The 15,946-nt window shown below is 69.9% G+C and carries 9 protein-coding genes; 7 read left to right on the top strand and 2 right to left on the bottom strand.

All coding sequences use genetic code 11. The features are described 5' to 3' along the window. The first annotated feature begins 341 nt into the window (after positions 1 to 341). Both ACIRD7_RS11660 and ACIRD7_RS11655 read left to right on the top strand, forming a co-directional pair. Complete coding sequence (locus ACIRD7_RS11660; protein WP_403452481.1) at positions 342 to 6,848, top strand: RHS repeat-associated core domain-containing protein; 6,507 nt, start codon at positions 342 to 344, stop codon at positions 6,846 to 6,848. 64 nt (positions 6,849 to 6,912) lie between these two features. Continuing rightward, entirely contained in the window at positions 6,913 to 7,335 is a 423-nt protein-coding gene (locus ACIRD7_RS11655) for a hypothetical protein (RefSeq protein ID WP_403452479.1), read from the top strand. A 61-nt stretch (positions 7,336 to 7,396) separates the two neighbouring features. Here the strand turns inward: ACIRD7_RS11655 and ACIRD7_RS11650 are convergent, their stop codons facing one another. Beyond that, positions 7,397 to 9,430, bottom strand: coding sequence for a hypothetical protein (locus ACIRD7_RS11650; protein WP_403452477.1), 2,034 nt, complete (start codon positions 9,428 to 9,430; stop codon positions 7,397 to 7,399). Between the two features lie 214 nt (positions 9,431 to 9,644). On the opposite strand from ACIRD7_RS11650, the gene proB reads away from it, so the two are divergent. From proB to ACIRD7_RS11625, 5 genes are all read left to right on the top strand, one after another. Further along, positions 9,645 to 10,772 (top strand): glutamate 5-kinase, encoded by a 1,128-nt coding sequence (gene proB, locus ACIRD7_RS11645; protein WP_403452475.1) that lies wholly within the window; start codon positions 9,645 to 9,647, stop codon positions 10,770 to 10,772. Between the two features lie 201 nt (positions 10,773 to 10,973). After that, entirely contained in the window at positions 10,974 to 11,429 is a 456-nt protein-coding gene (locus tag ACIRD7_RS11640) for a hypothetical protein (RefSeq protein WP_383411302.1), read from the top strand. 75 nt (positions 11,430 to 11,504) lie between these two features. After that, on the top strand, positions 11,505 to 12,791 hold the full coding sequence (locus tag ACIRD7_RS11635) for a glutamate-5-semialdehyde dehydrogenase (protein ID WP_403452473.1): 1,287 nt from the start codon (positions 11,505 to 11,507) through the stop codon (positions 12,789 to 12,791). Positions 12,792 to 12,959: 168 nt separating this feature from the next. Then, positions 12,960 to 13,535 carry a hypothetical protein gene (locus ACIRD7_RS11630; protein WP_403452472.1) on the top strand — a complete coding sequence of 192 codons (576 nt, stop codon included), beginning with the start codon at positions 12,960 to 12,962 and terminating at the stop codon, positions 13,533 to 13,535. Positions 13,536 to 13,656: 121 nt separating this feature from the next. Beyond that, a complete protein-coding gene (locus tag ACIRD7_RS11625) occupies positions 13,657 to 14,745 on the top strand; it encodes a hypothetical protein (RefSeq protein WP_403452471.1) in 1,089 nt (362 codons plus the stop codon). A gap of 24 nt (positions 14,746 to 14,769) precedes the next feature. Here the strand turns inward: ACIRD7_RS11625 and ACIRD7_RS11620 are convergent, their stop codons facing one another. Beyond that, positions 14,770 to 15,876, bottom strand: a complete 1,107-nt coding sequence (locus ACIRD7_RS11620) for a M48 family metallopeptidase (protein ID WP_403452469.1) — start codon at positions 15,874 to 15,876, stop codon at positions 14,770 to 14,772. Between the last annotated feature and the right edge of the window lie 70 nt (positions 15,877 to 15,946).

The raw sequence follows: 15,946 nt of genomic DNA, 5'->3' as shown, positions 1-15,946 counted from the left end.
ACGCCAGGCGCAGCTCGGCGCACGCGCCGGTCGTACTGGCGTCTGTAGTTCACGTGTTCGCAGAGGGGATCTTGTCAGACGTGAGGGTCGAGTAACAGAAGGGAGTTGGTGGGGTGTTCTTGAGGTGTCCGTTGGGTGACTTTGAGGCTGCCTTTACCTCCCTGTGTGTCGCTGAGGTCCTGATTTGTTGATCTAGACACGTCAGACCTGGCCTCCGTACGTTCGTCGCGTACCGGTTCCTGATCCTCGGGTGGTACGAGGCGCGGCCACCCGAAGCGGAGTCCGAAAGTCCGTCAAGGGCGTGCTGCGCGGATTCTGTTGGCGTTCAGGGGTGGGGTCTCGTGAGACTTTTGCGTTCCCGAAGTCTGGTCGCGCTGGCCAGCAAGGGATTGTTGGCAGGGCTGCTGTCGGCCGTGGCGTTCGCGCCAACGGCCGCGGTGGCTCTGCCCGATGGTGAGAAGCCGAGTGTGCCGTCGCGGGGGCTGGACGCGCTGCTGCGGCAGCCCGCGGAGCCCGGCACGGTCAAGGCTCCGAAGGTGGTGTGGCCCGAGGCCGCACGCAAGACGGTCGACTTCACCGCGATACCGGCGGCGCGGCGCGCGCAACGTCCGGTGGCGGGTGAGGCGTCCGTGGTGTCGGTCCGCGCGGCCAAGGTCAAGGGCGCGGCGGCGAAGCGGCTGCCTGACAAGGTGGCCGTCGAGGTTCTGGACCGCAAGAAGGCCGAGAAGGCAGGCGGGTTGGGACTCGCCGTTCGCGTGGCGCGCCGGGACGGCGGCACCACCGGCGCTCCCGTCGAGGTCGCCATCGACTACTCGGGTTTCGCCCAGGCCTACGGCGGTGACTTCGCGGGTCGGCTGCGGCTGACGAAGCTGCCCGCCTGTGCGGCCACCACGCCCGAACTGGAGCGCTGCCGCAACGGCAAGCCGGTCAAGGCGGTCAACAACACCGAGGACCAGACACTGACGGCGACGGTCGAGGCCGCGCCGCAGGTCCAGCAGATATCAGGGATGTCCGCGCTGTCGGAGCCCGCGGTGTTCGCGGTGACCTCCGGCTCCTCGTCGGACAACGGCGACTACCGGGCCAGCACCCTGTCGCCGACCGGCAAGTGGGACGTCTCCCTCGGCTCCGGCGCCTTCACGTACTCCGTGCCCATCGAGGTCCCCAAGCCCCCCATGGGCGAGGCCCCCGACCTGGCCCTGAGCTACAACTCGCAGTCGATCGACGGCCGTACCTCCGCCGCCAACAACCAGGCCTCCTGGGCCGGTATGGGCTGGGACCTCAACGTCGGCTACATCGAACGCCGTTACAAGAACTGCACCGAGGACGGTCACCCGACCTTCGGCGACCTGTGCTGGGACTCGCCGAACTCCGCGGACGACCCCAACGGCGCCCCCTACGTCATCAGCCTGAACGGCGTCACGTCGGAGCTGATCCAGGACAACACCGGCACCGGCTCCTTCCATCTGAAGGACGACCCGGGCTGGAAGGTGCAGAAGCTCAACGGCGGCTACGGCTCGGACAACACCGACGAGTTCTGGGTCGTCACCGAGCAGGACGGCACCCGGCACTACTTCGGCTGGGGCCGCACCGAGCGCCTCAACAACAGCAACGAGCGCGAGAAGACCAACTCGGTGCTGACCGTGCCGGTCGTCGGCGACGACACCGGTGAGCCCTGCAAGGCGCAGTACCCCGAGCCGTGCAAGCAGGCGTGGCGCTGGAACCTGGACCGGGTGGTCACCCCGAACGAGGTGGAGAACTCCTACTTCTACAAGAAGGAGCAGAACCACTACCGTTCGGTCGCCGCGGCCGACAAGGCCCGTTCCTACGACGCCGGCTCCTACCTGGAGCGCATCGACTACGGCTGGTCCTCGCAGATCGCGAACGCCCAGCTGCCCGCCCAGGTCGACTTCCAGCACGTCAACCGCTGTGTTGAGCGGACCACGGAGAAGGACCCGCTGAACAATGTGGCGCCGGACTGCCCGACCATCGACGCCGAGCCCGAGTCCTACCCGGACGTACCGGTCGACCTGATCTGCGACGGCCCGGACGACGGCGAGTCCTGCGCGGGCAAGACGTACTACCCGACGTTCTTCCTGCGCGGCATGCTCTGGGACATCAACGTCAAGGTCCGCGACAACAACGACGCGTCCTGGGACCTGGTCCGGCAGTACCAGATGAAGTACGCCCTGATGAACCCGTCCGGTTCGGTGGGCGACCAGCTGTGGCTGGACTACATCCAGCGCCGCGGCTACTCCGGCGACGACATCACCCTGCCCACGATCAACTTCAACGGTGAGTGGCAGGACAACAAGGTCGGCGACGGCGAGCTCAACTTCCGCCGGGTGAACAAAGTGTTCACCGACACCGGTTCGACGATCACCGCCACCTACGGCCACGCCACCGACGACAACGGCGCGATCTCGCGCCAGTGCGACGAGAACAACCTGCCATCGCAGGCGAACAACGACTACGAGTGCTTCTGGCAGAAGTGGCGTCCCGAGGGCGCCGAGAGCGAACGCACCGGCTGGTTCAAGAAGTTCGTCGTCACCAAGGTGCAGGTCGACCCCGGCGACCTCTCCGAGGGCAACCCGGTCATGACCACCGAGTACGAGTACGACGGTGCCCCCGGCTGGCGGTTCACCGCCGACCCGATCGCCAAGGACGAGGACGAGTCCTGGTCGGAGTGGCGCGGCTACGGCAAGGTCCTGGTCACCACGGGTGCCGGCAGCAACAAGCACTCCACCTACTACTGGCTCTACCGCGGCCTGGACGGCGACCGCACCGTCAAGACGGACCCCTCCCAGACCCGCTCGGTGAAGGTGAAGGACTCCGACGACAAGGAATGGACCGATTCCGCCTGGCTCGGCGGCCAGGTCCTTCAGACATCCGCGCGCGATCACGAGAACAAGTCGCAGAAGCGGACCTGGCACGAGTACTGGACGTACAACACCGCGCAGTACACCGGCCTGCCCGATGCCCGCTTCGTGCGCGAGAACAAGACGCGCATGCTGGAGAAGGTCTCCACCTCGACCGACGACCCCGCCACCTGGCGTGAGCGGATCGTGGAGAACGAGTACGAGAACGACCAGGCGGCCAGCACCAGCTTCGGCCTGCCGATGCGGATCGACGAGTGGGGCCAGACCGGCGTCTCGGACAACCACTGCACCGAGTTCGGCCGCGCCTACAACACCGACCAGCTCGACTCCACAGGCACCAAGCGCTGGATGGTCTACCAGGACGAGGAGCGCCACTACAGCGTCTCCTGCACCGCCCAGGCAGCCGACCAGGCGGCCGGCACGCCCGAACTGCACCAGGACAAGCGGATGGTGACGCTGTACGACGGCGCCACCGCCATGTCAGGCAACGACGCCGCGCTCACCGACGGCAACGCCACCGAGGTGCGGGTCTACACCGACTCCGCCACCCACCGCGCGAAGCGCGCCGAGTACGACGACGCCGGCCGCGCGGTCAAGGCGTGGGACGGCAAGAGCAAGCTGAGCACGATCACGTTCAGCCCCGCCACGTCCTGGCCCGTCAACGGCGTCAAGCACACCGGACCCGACCCGGACGACGCCGGACCGGGCACCGCGCTCACCGTCACCTCGTACGTCTCCCGCTTCTTCGGGCAGCCGTGGAAGACGATCGACGCCAACGGCAACACCTCGTACCTCGTGTACGACGCGGCCGGCAGGCTCGCCAAGGTCTTCAAGCCGACCGAGGCCGCCAACTACCCGGACGGCACGGCGTCCATGAAGTTCGGCTACGTCATCCCGGTCGCACCCTCCGAGACCGGTGTGCCGAACGTGGCGACGGGCGCGGCGCTGAAGACGACCACGCAGACCCTGCAGTCCGGTACCGGCTACATCACCTCGGTGGCCTACACCGACGGTCTGGGGCGGGCCAGGGAAACCCAGGAGCAGGCTCCCTCGGGCACCGGGCGCGTGGTCACCATCACGCGCTACGACTCCTCCGGCAACGTCGCCGGCCGGTCTGCGCCGTTCTACAACTCCGCCGCCGCCGGATCAGGCCCGGTCAACCCGGCGCTCGCGGACATCCCGTCGTACAACGACGTGGTGGTGGACTGGGCAGGGCGCACCACTCTCTCGCAGATCCAGGCCAAGGGCCTCGCCCAGCCGATCAGCAAGACGGTGACCCGCTACCCGGGCTCCGACCTGACGCAGGTCTACCCGTCCGTCGGCCAGCCCATGGACACCTACCGCGACGTGTACGGCCAGGTGGCGAAGGTCGTCGAGCACAACGCCGCGGCGTCGTACAACACCACCATGGAGTACACCCGCACCGGCAAGCTGAAGTACCTGCACGACTCGCTCGGCAACACCTGGCACTACACGTACAACTGGGCCGGGGACCGGGTCACGGTCGACGACCCCAACAGCGGGGCCTCCTCGACCACGTACGACGCCAACGGCCTGCCGCTCACCACGACCGACCCCCTCGAGAACACCCTGACGTACGAGTACGACGCGCTGCAGCGCCCGACCTACGTCAAGCAGGGCACGACCGTCCTGACGCAGAAGACCTACGACACCGCCACGGGAGGCAAGGGTCTGCTGGCCTCGTCGCTCGCCTACACGAACGGCAAGGCCTACACCACCAAGGTCAACACGTACGACGCCCGGGCCCGTGTCACCTCCAAGACGGTGACCGTGCCCGACGACGGCTCGGGCCTGAACGGCTCGTACACCTTCGGTTACACCTACGACCTGGCCGACCACACCACCGCCGTCAGCTACCCCGCCATCGGCGGCCTGCCCGCGGAGACGGTCAACACCGCCTACACCGGCCAGGGACGGCTCGACAAGGTCTCCAGCACCCTGGGCACCTACCTCGCCCAGGTCGGCTACGACGACTTCGGCCGGCTGACCTCCCGCTCGTTCGGCGACTCGGCGAGCGGCACCCAGGTCACCCGTAACGTCACCTACGACGACGCCAACGGCTCCGGCTGGCTGAAGAACATCACCACCAGCACGATCGTCGGCGGCACCACCAAGAAGGTGCAGGACGACACGTACACCCGTGATCTCAGCGGCCAGGTCAGCGCGCTGCGCGAGAACGTCGCGAACCAGCAGCAGTGCTTCCGCTACGACGACCTGAAGCGGCTCACGGACGCCTGGACGACCGCGGCCACCACCTGTGAGGCGACACCGAAGTCGGACTTCACCGGCCCGGACCCGTACCAGACGAAGTACTCCTACGACCGCGTCGGCAACCTGCAGTCCGTCACCGACACCACCGCCGGTGGCTCGACGACGAAGGACTACCGGTACCCCGGCTACAGCGTGGACGAGCAGACCTACACCCCCGACCAGCCGCGCCCCAACGCGGTCAGCAAGGTGGGCGCCGACAGCTACACCTACGACGACGCGGGTCAGCTGCTCACCCGAACGTCCGGCACGACCACGACGTCGCTGAAGTGGAACCCGCGCAACCTCGTCACCGAGATCACGCAGGCGAAGACCAGCGGCACCGAAGTCAGCACCTATGTGTACGACGCCGAGAGCAAGCCGCTGCTGCGTACGTCCAAGGCCGAGAACGTGCTCTACCTCGAAGGCCACGAGTTGCACAAGAAGGGCACCGAGGCGGTCAAGGCGACCCGCTACTACAGCGCGGGCGGCACGCCCGTCGCGATGCGCGTCGCCGACGGCAGCGGCGGCTCCACGCTGACCTGGCTGCTCGGCGACGCCCAGGCCTCCAGCGCGCTGTTCATCAGCATGGCCGGCGTGGTCACCCGGCGCCGCTACTCCCCGTTCGGCGCTCAGCGCGGCAACACCGCCCTGCCTGCGGGCACCGACCGGGGCTTCCTCGGTAAGCCGGAGGACGAGAGCACCGGCCTCTCCCTCCTCGGCGGACGTCTCTACGACCCGGCACTCGGACGCTTCCTGAGCAGCGACCCGGTGCTGAGCCCGGAGAACCCGCAGACGATCAACCCGTACAGCTACTCCCGGAACAACCCGGTCAACCTCTCCGACGCGACCGGCCTGTTCTCCACGTCGGACCCCATCGGCGGCTTCGTCAAGCAGTACGTCACCAACACCATCACCGGCATCGCCAACGAGGCCGTGGACAAGGCCACGACCGTGTTCGCCAAGGGATACGTCACCGCGGTGGACTTCGGCGGCCATGTGGTCGGAGGCGCGCTGCGCACCGCCGACCCACTGGTCCGGTCGCTGCCGTTCTCGGACTCCGTGATGGGCACCGAGGACGACCCGACGGCGGTGGGCCTGGGCTGGGAGTGGGCCACCGGCACCGGTCCCAAGCACCGGGATCTGAACGGCGACTCGCAGTTCGTCCAAGACCTGAAGTACCACTACCACATGGAGCAGACCCGGGACTACATCGCGGAGGGCCTGCGACACGGCAAGTTCGTGGTCGGCAAGAAGGACCCGTACCGCCACGACCACTCACTCGGAGGCGGGTTCACGGACAGCGTCAAGAAGCTGACCAAGGACTTCCTGACCAACGACGCCGCGGCCTTCCTCGGCTCCTACCAACTGGAGTTCCGGGTCCTGTCGGTCAACAAGAGCTCCGGCACCGCGGAGGTGGCCTTCAGCATCACCAACTCCAGTACGATCAACTCGGCCGTCCACACCACGCCCGCCCTCGGCGGCTACAGCGACTGGTGGGACAAGAAGATCGCGACGCCGCTCAACGACGTGGAGTTCAAGAGCGGAGTGATGGCGGAGAAGACGCAGAGCATCACCTGGACCGAGACCATCAGCTACGGCGGTGGTGGAGGCGGCGGTGGCGGCGGAGGGGGCGGCGGCATCATCAACGCCGCGATCAACGCCGCGCTCGGCCTGCTGCTGATGCTCAGCCTCATCTTCTAGCCGAACCGCGGAACCGAACCGCGGACCGAACCGCGGAACCGAACCGCACAGGAGAGTGAAACCCGTGCTCAAGGACAGACCCACGGTGCGCGCCGGCAGGCTCGCGCGTGTCGGCGTCGCCGTGGCCTGTCTCGTCCTGACGAGCGCGTGCGGGGAGGAGCCGGCGCCACCGGTGACCGACCGGCAGGTGATCGGCGACTGGAGCGCGGCGTGCGGTGCGACGATCCGGATCGCCGCCGACCACACCTTCCGCTTCACCGGCTTCCCGATCCGTCTCGCCGGCCGCACGGCCGAACCGGAACGCACCTCGGGCGACGGCAAGTGGTCGCTCTACCCCGGCAAGAAGGGCGTCGCACCGCCGACCCTGGACCTGGACGGGGAGCGCAGCCTGTACTCGCTCGACTATGTGCACGACGGCAAGAAGCTGAAGCTGCACTGGTCGGTCGGGGATCCGGACGAGGGCTTCCACTGCACGTTCGTGCGCTGAGGCCGTGACCACAGGTTTGTGGGCCGGTACGGGGGAGACCCCGAACCGGCCCACAGTCGTGTCACCGCTCGGACGCGGCAGTCGCCGGTGCTGCTCCGCGCTGCTCCGGGATCTCCGCCGCAAGCCGTTCCTCCCTCCGCGCCCGGTGCTCGCGCGCAGCCGAACACAGCGCCTGTACTGCCTCGTTGAAGCGCACCTGTGACGCCGGCTCGTCCGGCCCCAGCAGGTGTCGCTTCAACTCGGCCCGCTCCTCGGCGAGTTCGTCCTTCCCGGGGTGCCGTACCGCCTCCAGCAGGTCCGCGACCCCGGCCGCGTCCGGCGTCAGCACGGTCGCCGCGCGCACGGTCGGGAAGGCCTTGCGGAACACGTCCTCCGAGAGACCACTGGTGTTCGCCACGGCATACGGCTTGCCGCTCGCCAGGAAGTCGCTGATCACGCTCGACACATCGCTGACGAGCACGTCGGCCTGGTTGAAGCAGGAGTACAGCGTAGGCCGGGGCGCGGTGACGATCTGGTGCTCCCGCTCGGGCAGCGAGGCCCAGTACGCCCGCTCCCAGGCCGCCGTGGCCGCCGCCACCGCCTCCGCCCGCCCCGGCTCCGGCGCCGCCTGGACCAACATCCGCTCGACCGGATCGGCTCCCGCCCGCACGGCCGTCGTGGTGAGCCGGTCCAGCTCCCGCGTACGAAGGCCGAGCTCCTCGGCACCATTCGGCCGCTCACCCGCCCGCTCCCGGTTCGCCGCCCGGATCAGCTCACGGATCCGCAGATCGGCGGCCCCGGCCCGCGGATCCACCGAACCCGTCAGCGGATGCGGCTTGTACAGCAGCCGCACTCCCGGGTCCGCCAGCAGCGCCCGTACGAGGTTCTCGCCGGCGTCGATCACCGAGGTGTTGCCCGGGTTGCCGTCCCAGCCCTCCCAGGTCGGCGCGTACAGGACCGTCGTGCACGCACCCGCCGGCGCGCCCTTGGACGGCCGTACGGCATCCAGCTGCGGGCGGCCGATCTCCACCACGTCCTTGTCCTCGACGCCGACCTCGGCCAGCGCGTAGCGCTCCCGCGCCGCCGGGCCGGCCACCCACACCTCGTCGTAGGCCTTCGCGTACGGGTTGCAGGACGACAGCTTGTCGCTCTCCCCGTGGTTGACGAAGGTGTGCTTGAGCGTGGGGATGCGCAGGACCTGGGAGGTCTTGCCGGAGTTCGAGGGGTGGATGAGGACCTGGAGCGAGGACTCCTCCAGGCGCATCAGGGTGGAGACCTTCGGCAGGCACAGGATCGGGACGTCGGTCGGGGCGATCCGCTGCACCATGAACCGCTCCCGCAGCACGATCAGCGGACGGCCGTCCAGCCGCGCGAGCGGCTCCAGCCACATGTTCGCCTGGTACGCCGAGGAGGCGCCGCCGGAGAAGTACAGGCCGACCGTCGGCCGGTACTCCGCGAGCCACGCGTCCAGCCAGGCCAGCGTCTCCCGCTCGCCCGCCGGGCGACGGCTCGGCAGCAGCCGTACGAGAAGGTCGTACAGGCCCAGCAGGGCGAGGCCCAGGGACAGCGCGATGCCGAGCGCGGCGGCCCGCGGGTCGTCGGTGGCGGCCGTGGCCAGCAGGCCGGCGGTGGCCGGGAGACCGAAGACCAGCAGGCGGTGGCCGGGGCGGCGCAGCAGGACCGGCGGGGCGGGGGACAGCCGAAGCGCGCAGGCGTCGATGTTGCGGGTGACCACCGGCAGGGTGCGGGTGCGGCGGACCAGCACCGAGGCGGCCTGGATCGCGCAGTGCAGTGCGTAGAAGGCGAGCAGGCCCGCGACCAGCGGGGTGTACACCGTCTCCCGTTGCTGCTCGCCGAGCCGCAGCAGGGCGACCACCAGCAGCAGATCCCGCAGCACGTGCCGCACGGTGACGTCCGCGTGCGACTTGGCGAAGGCCGACAGCATGCCCCGGTGCCAGCGGTAGAGCACGCCCTCGACGGCCAGGGACACCACCGTCGCGGCGAGCAGCAGCGGGACGTGCGGGCGCAGCGCCGCCACGGCCTGGCCGCAGAAGGCCGCGGCCAGCAGAGCCGTGACGAGGGCTCTCACCGGAATGCGGGACAGGGGTGTGGGCAACTGCGGTCACTCCAAGGTCGCGGCGGGATGTCATGCGCCCGGGTTAACGCCCGGCGGCCTGCAGACGACACGCACGTGTCCTGAGTGCCGCGAGTGACGGGGAGTGGTCAACACATGGCTGTCCGGAGGCTGGACCGGTGCGCGCCGCGCGATCCGCTTCGCGTAGATTTCGAAGGCAGGTGACCGGCGTCCGCGCGAGGGGAAAAGAGCACAGGTGGCAGGGGCAAGGCAGGGTGTGCGCGAGGCCCGCAGGGTCGTCGTCAAGGTCGGCTCCTCGTCGCTGACCACCGCGTCGGGCGGCCTGGACGCCGACCGGGTGGACGCGCTCGTCGACGTCCTCGCCAAGGGGCGCAGCGGCGGCGAGCGGGAGATCGTCCTGGTCTCCTCCGGTGCCATCGCCGCGGGCCTCGCCCCGCTGGGCCTGCGCCGCCGGCCCAAGGACCTGGCCCGCCAGCAGGCCGCCGCCAGCGTCGGCCAGGGACTGCTCGTGGCCCGCTACACCGCCTCCTTCGCGCGCTACGGCGTCCGAGTCGGACAGGTGCTGCTGACCAGCGACGACATGAGCCGCCGCGCCCACCACCGCAACGCCTCGCGCACCCTCGACAAGCTGCTCGCGATGGGCGCGTTCCCGATCGTCAACGAGAACGACACCGTCGCCACGGACGAGATCCGGTTCGGCGACAACGACCGGCTCGCCGCCCTGGTCGCCCACCTGGTCCGCGCCGACCTGCTGGTGCTGCTGTCCGACGTGGACGGCGTGTACGACGGCGACCCCAGCAAGCCGGGGACCTCGCGGATAGCGGAGGTGACGGGGCCGCAGGACCTGGCGCACGTCGAGATCGGCAGCGCGGGCAAGGCAGGGGTCGGCACCGGCGGCATGGTCACCAAGGTCGAGGCCGCCCGGATCGCGGCCGCCGCGGGCATTCCCGTCGTCCTGACCAGCGCGATCCACGCCGCCGAGGCGCTGTCCGGCGGCGACACCGGCACCTACTTCCACGCCACCGGCAAGCGCTCCGCCGACCGCCTGCTGTGGCTCCAGCACGCCTCCACGCCCCAGGGGTCGCTGACTCTGGACGACGGCGCGGTGCGGGCGGTCGTGGAGCGCCGCAAGTCCCTCCTGCCGGCCGGGATCGCCGCCGTCGAGGGCGAGTTCACCGCGGGCGACCCGGTCGAGCTGCGCGACACCACGGGGCGCGCGGTCGCCCGCGGCCTCGTCAACTTCGACGCCAAGGAGATGCCGCGACTGCTCGGGCGGTCGACGCGGGAACTGGCGCGGGAGCTGGGGGCGGAGTACGAGCGGGAGGTCGTGCACCGGGACGACTTGGTGATCCTGGAGCCCTGACGGCAAGGCACGCCGCCGAAAACAGACGGCAAGGCACGCCGCCGAAAACAGGGGGAACGCCCCGTTTCAAACGTCGCCCTGAGGTGGACGTTCCGCAAAATCGCCCCGCGAGCCCTTGCGGCCTGCTCAACTTTCTCTGAGGGACATATTCCGTACGACCACCCGGTCGGTCACTGCGTGAAGGAGGCCGTCGTGAGACGAGTGCGCCCTGGGACGGCGTCGCGCAGTGCCGGTGGGGCCTCGTCCCGTGCGGCCGGTGAGGAGCGCGCCTTGACGAGCGTCGCGGCAGGCGACCGGTACGAGGAACCCAAGGACCTGCCCCGCCTGTGGCATGTCACCCTCAGCGTCTCCGGCCAGGAGGCCCCGCTGAAGGAGGTGCGGCGCGCGCTCGAACAGCTCGCCCACGACCACCCCTTTCTGCTGACCAGCCGGTACGCGGGCGACCACGCCGAGATCCGCTACTGGGAGGAGGCTCGCGATCTGCACGACGCGGCGGCCGTCGCCCTGCGCCTGTGGGGCGAGCACCGGCAGAGCGCCGGACTGCCGCCCTGGGAGATCGTCGGCCTGGAGGTCATCGACCGCGAGACCTACCACCAGCGGGTCGCCGAGGGCTACGGACCGCCACCGGCGACTCCGGTGGGTGTGCACCCCTATTGAGCGGCCCTGGGCGGCTTGTCTCGCGGTTCGGAACAGGCGAGGGAACGCGTTCGTGACCGCACTACCCTTCATTGCATGACCACGCTTTCGCCGTACGACTCCATGTCCCCGGTCAACCGGGCCGCCTACCGCGCCAAGGCCGCCGCCGCCGACCTCGCGCCGCTGCCGCGGGCCGAGAAGGACGACGCCCTGCTCGCCATCGCGGACGCCCTGGAGGTCCGTACGAGTGAGATCGTCGAGGCCAACGCCAAGGACATCGCCAAGGCCCGCGAGGCCGGCACCAGCGAGGCGATCATCGACCGGCTGACCCTGACGCCGGAGCGGGTGCGGGCCATCGCCTCCGACGTCCGGGACGTCGTGGCGCTGCCCGACCCGGTCGGCGAGGTCGTGCGCGGCTCCACCCTCCCCAACGGCATCGACCTGCGCCAGGTCCGCGTGCCGCTCGGCGTCGTCGGGATCATCTACGAGGCCCGCCCGAACGTCACCGTGGACGCCGCCGCCCTGTGCCTGAAGTCCGGCAACGCCGTGCTGCTGCGGGGCTCGGCGTCGGCCTACGAGTCGAACAGCGCGCTCGTACGGGTGATCCGGGACGCCGTGGGCGGGGCCGGGCTGCCCGCCGACGCCGTGCAGCTGGTGCCCGGCGAGAGCCGGGAGAGCGTGCGCGAGCTGATGCGGGCCCGCGGACTCGTCGACGTGCTGATCCCGCGCGGCGGCGCCTCGCTGATCCAGACGGTCGTCACGGAGTCCATCGTCCCGGTGATCGAGACCGGCACCGGCAACTGCCACGTCTACGTCGACGCCCACGCCGACCTCGACATGGCCGTCGAGATCCTGATCAACTCCAAGGCCCAGCGCGTCAGCGTCTGCAACGCCGCCGAGACCCTCCTGGTCCACCAGGACATCGCCCCCGAGTTCCTGCCGCGCGCCCTGGACGCCCTCGCCGAGGCCGGCGTGACCGTGCACGCCGACGAGAGGGTGATGGCGTACGCCAAGGACTCCGAGGCGACCGTCGTCGAGGCCACGGCGGAGGACTGGGAGACGGAGTACCTGTCGTACGACATCGCGGCCGCGGTCGTGGATTCCCTGGACAAGGCCGTCGAGCACATCCGGCTGTGGACCTCCGGTCACACCGAGGCCATCGTCACCACCTCGCAGCAGGCCGCCCGCCGCTTCACCCAGCTGGTCGACTCCACGACGGTCGCCGTGAACGCCTCCACCCGGTTCACGGACGGCGGCCAGTTCGGCTTCGGCGCGGAGATCGGCATCTCCACTCAGAAGCTGCACGCCCGCGGCCCGATGGGGCTGCCGGAGCTGACCAGCACGAAGTACATCGTCACGGGGGACGGACACGTACGGCGCTGAGCCGCACGGCGCATCGAAGGACGCCCCGGCGCGGGGCGCGCGGTCAGGGCATATGCGTCCGACACGCGCCCCCGGCCCGCCTCCGTGCCGTACGAGAGGCGTCTCACAGGGCGGATGAATTTCCATACCGTCTGCCCAAATTGACCCCCCAGGACTACTCTGGATCCCGTGCCGGAGGACGTGGGGGGCACGCCGTTCCCTGACGGCTGGGAGCCCGACGACGACCACGACCGCGGGGTGTCGGACGAAGAGTTCGCCTCCGTGGTCTTCGACGAGGCCTTCGTACAGGAGGCCGTGGTGCACGAGCCGACCGCCGTCGAGCGCCTCCTGGCCGCCGCACAGGCGAGAGCCGAGGCCTCCGAGGCGGAAGCGCGCCGGGCGCACGGCCGGGGCGAGCGGTACGACGAGGGCTACGGGCCCGACCCCCGGACCGGTTTCGGCCATGATCCCGAGCTGGACGATCTGGACGACACGGACATCCTGGAAGGCCCCTACGGCACCCCCGGGACGTACGGCAAACAGGTCCGCTGGCATCGTCCCGTCGCCTGGATGCTCGCCCTCGTGATGGGCATCGGCATGGTCGCGCTGGCCTTCACGGCGGTCTACCGCGGCGCCTCCTCGGGCAGCCGGGACCAGGTCCCGCCGCCGGCCTCCACCGGGCTGGAGCAGGGCAGCGGAGCGTCTCCCTCCGCCTCCGCCGACTACTCACCGCCGGCCGTCCCGGCCACCCCGCGCACCCCCTGACGGGGGCGGTGGAGGGGCTCGGACGGCGCGCGGAGCCACCGCACAATCCTGGTGAGAACCTGTCAGAACTTGTCGCGCAGCAGGGCGTTTACCCGAGCTCTCCGCGACCTACCCTGAAGATATGGGAGGGCCTGGAGACCCACCCGAGGGGGCACCCGAGGGCGGCCCCGGAGGTGGCGAGGAAGAGTACCGATCCGTCGTCTTCGACGAGTCGTTCGTCCGTGCTGCCCGGCTTCAGGAGTTCTCCGCACAGGAGCGGATGGCCGACCACGCGCCCGCCGTACGCCGCCGTCCACCGATGCGCCGGGGCCTGTCCCGGCAGGCTCTCGTTCTCGTCCTGTTGATCGCCGTGGCCTTCGGTACGGCGATCTACATGGGTGTACGGCATCCCTATCAGAGCCCGGCCGGCTCCGGCCCGCCCGTCGAGCCCCTGCGGATGACTGTCATCCCGCTCGCGCCCGAGGGCGCGGTGCCCGGCACGCGGGACACCGCCGTCCTGTACGCGCGCAGTCCCGCCGCGCAGTTCCGGATCGGCGCGGAGGGGATTCCGCTGCCGGCCGCGCGGCGCACGGCCCACTTCTCGGACAGTCAGGTCACGACCGCGCTGAGCATCGCCAAGGACTACATCGTGCGGTCCGCGCTGTATCCGGAGGTGCTGACCGGCGACCAGGTCCGTCCGGTGCGGGTGCTGCTCGACCCCGACCAACTGGATCAGTTCGACCAGAGCTTCCGGCAGCCGACCGCCGACGGGCGGCACGCGCCGACCGGCTGGCTGGTTCGCTTCGACTCCTCGCAGACGGAGCTGGCCGACCGCAAGATCCGGGTGCAGGGGACGCTGCAGGCCGCCGAGACCGACTCCTCGACGCTGGAGGTCACGGCCGACCACACCTTCGTGTACGCGCTGCGGCCGGTGGAGGCCGCGGCCGGCGCCGGTGCCAAGACCGCCGAGGCGTCGCTGTTCACCGTGCGCCGGGAGCTGCACTTCCGCTTCGACCGCGAGGACCTGCGGCTGCACCAGGCCCAGCTGGTCGTCTCCTACGTCCAGGCCGGACCGATGTCCTGCGCCGACGACTCCACCAACCGGCTGCATCCGCTGCTGGCCGGCCAGACGGCCAAGGAGGGCGGCCCCGCGGGCACCGACCCGTACGCCACCGGCGGGGCCACGGCGCTGTGCGGGTCGCTGGCGACGGGGTCGCAGCCGAAGGTGTGAGCCCGGCGGCGCCCGCGGGCCCCGTCAGCTGTCGGTGCCGCGGTCGTCGGCGTCGCGCCCCGGCTCGTCGTTCGGCGGGGTGCTCGTGAAGCCGCCGAACCCGCGGCGCACCCGGCCGCCCAAGTCGCCCGCACCGCCGGCGATGTCCGTGACCAGCTTCATCAGGGGGTCCTTGGACGACTTCACGTGATTGGCGTAGTGGGACGCCGACTCACGGAAGGAGTCGGTGACCGACGTGTCCTTGTCCTCGCTCCGGCGCGGGTAGTGGCCGTCCATGATCCGCTGGAAGTCGCGGGACTCGGACCACTTCTTCAGCTCGGCCGCCCGCACCGTGGTGAAGGGGTGGGAGCGCGGCAGCACGTTGAGGATCTTCAGCACCGAGTCGCGCAGATCGCCGCCCGCCTCGTACTCCTCCGCCTGCTTCAGGAACGCGTCCACGTTCATCTGGTGCAGGTGGTGGCCGCCCGCGAGCTTCATCAGGCCGCGCATGGAGGACTGGAGGTCCTGGCCGACGAGCAGGCCGGCGCGGTCGGCGGAGAGCTCCGACTTGCGGAACCACTCGCGCAGCGCCGTCACGATCGCCATGATCGCGAGGTTGCCCAGCGGGATCCAGGCGACCCGGACGGCCAGGCTGGTCAGGAACAGCAGGATCGTGCGGTACACCGAGTGACCGGAGAGGGCGTGGCCCACCTCGTGGCCCACCACCGCCCGCATCTCCTCCTCGTCGAGCAGCTCGACCAGGCCGGTCGTCACTACGATGATCGGCTCGTCCAGGCCGATGCACATGGCGTTCGGCACCGGGTCCTGGTTGACGTACATCGGCGGGACCTTCTCCAGGTCCAGGATGTAACAGGCGTCCCGCAGCATGTCGTTGAGGTTCGCGAACTGCTGGTCCGACACCCGGACCGAGTCCGAGAGGAACAGCAGCCTGAGGCTGCGCTCGGGAAGCAGCCCGCTCAGCGCCTTGAAGACCGTGTCGAAGCCGCTGAGCTTGCGCAGGGCCACCAGGGCCGAGCGGTCCGCCGGATGCTCGTACGCACGCGAGGAGATTCCCGGGAAACGCCTGCGCTGCCTGCTCGGTACGTTCTCGTGCCCGTTGTGCTCGTGGCCGTCGGACATGTTTTCCCCCATGTGCGTGTGATGGGTTTCGGCCGGCCCTTTGCGGAGCCTTGTTCCGCCCTTTGCGCCCCCCGAAGCAGAG

Origin of the sequence: Streptomyces sp. NPDC093568 (assembly GCF_044764945.1) — a bacterium.
Lineage (GTDB): Bacteria > Actinomycetota > Actinomycetes > Streptomycetales > Streptomycetaceae > Streptomyces.
Note: the sequence above shows the minus strand (reverse complement) of the source record. Positions and strands in the feature narration are given on the sequence as shown.

Bases quoted from the DNA above. Each gene is read 5' to 3' on its own strand.
- ACIRD7_RS11635 (WP_403452473.1), top strand. From the start codon at position 11,505: ATGACCACGCTTTCGCCGTACGACTCCATGTCCCCGGTCAACCGGGCC.
- ACIRD7_RS11625 (WP_403452471.1), top strand. From the start codon at position 13,657: ATGGGAGGGCCTGGAGACCCACCCGAGGGGGCACCCGAGGGCGGCCCC.
- ACIRD7_RS11620 (WP_403452469.1), bottom strand. From the start codon at position 15,876: ATGGGGGAAAACATGTCCGACGGCCACGAGCACAACGGGCACGAGAAC.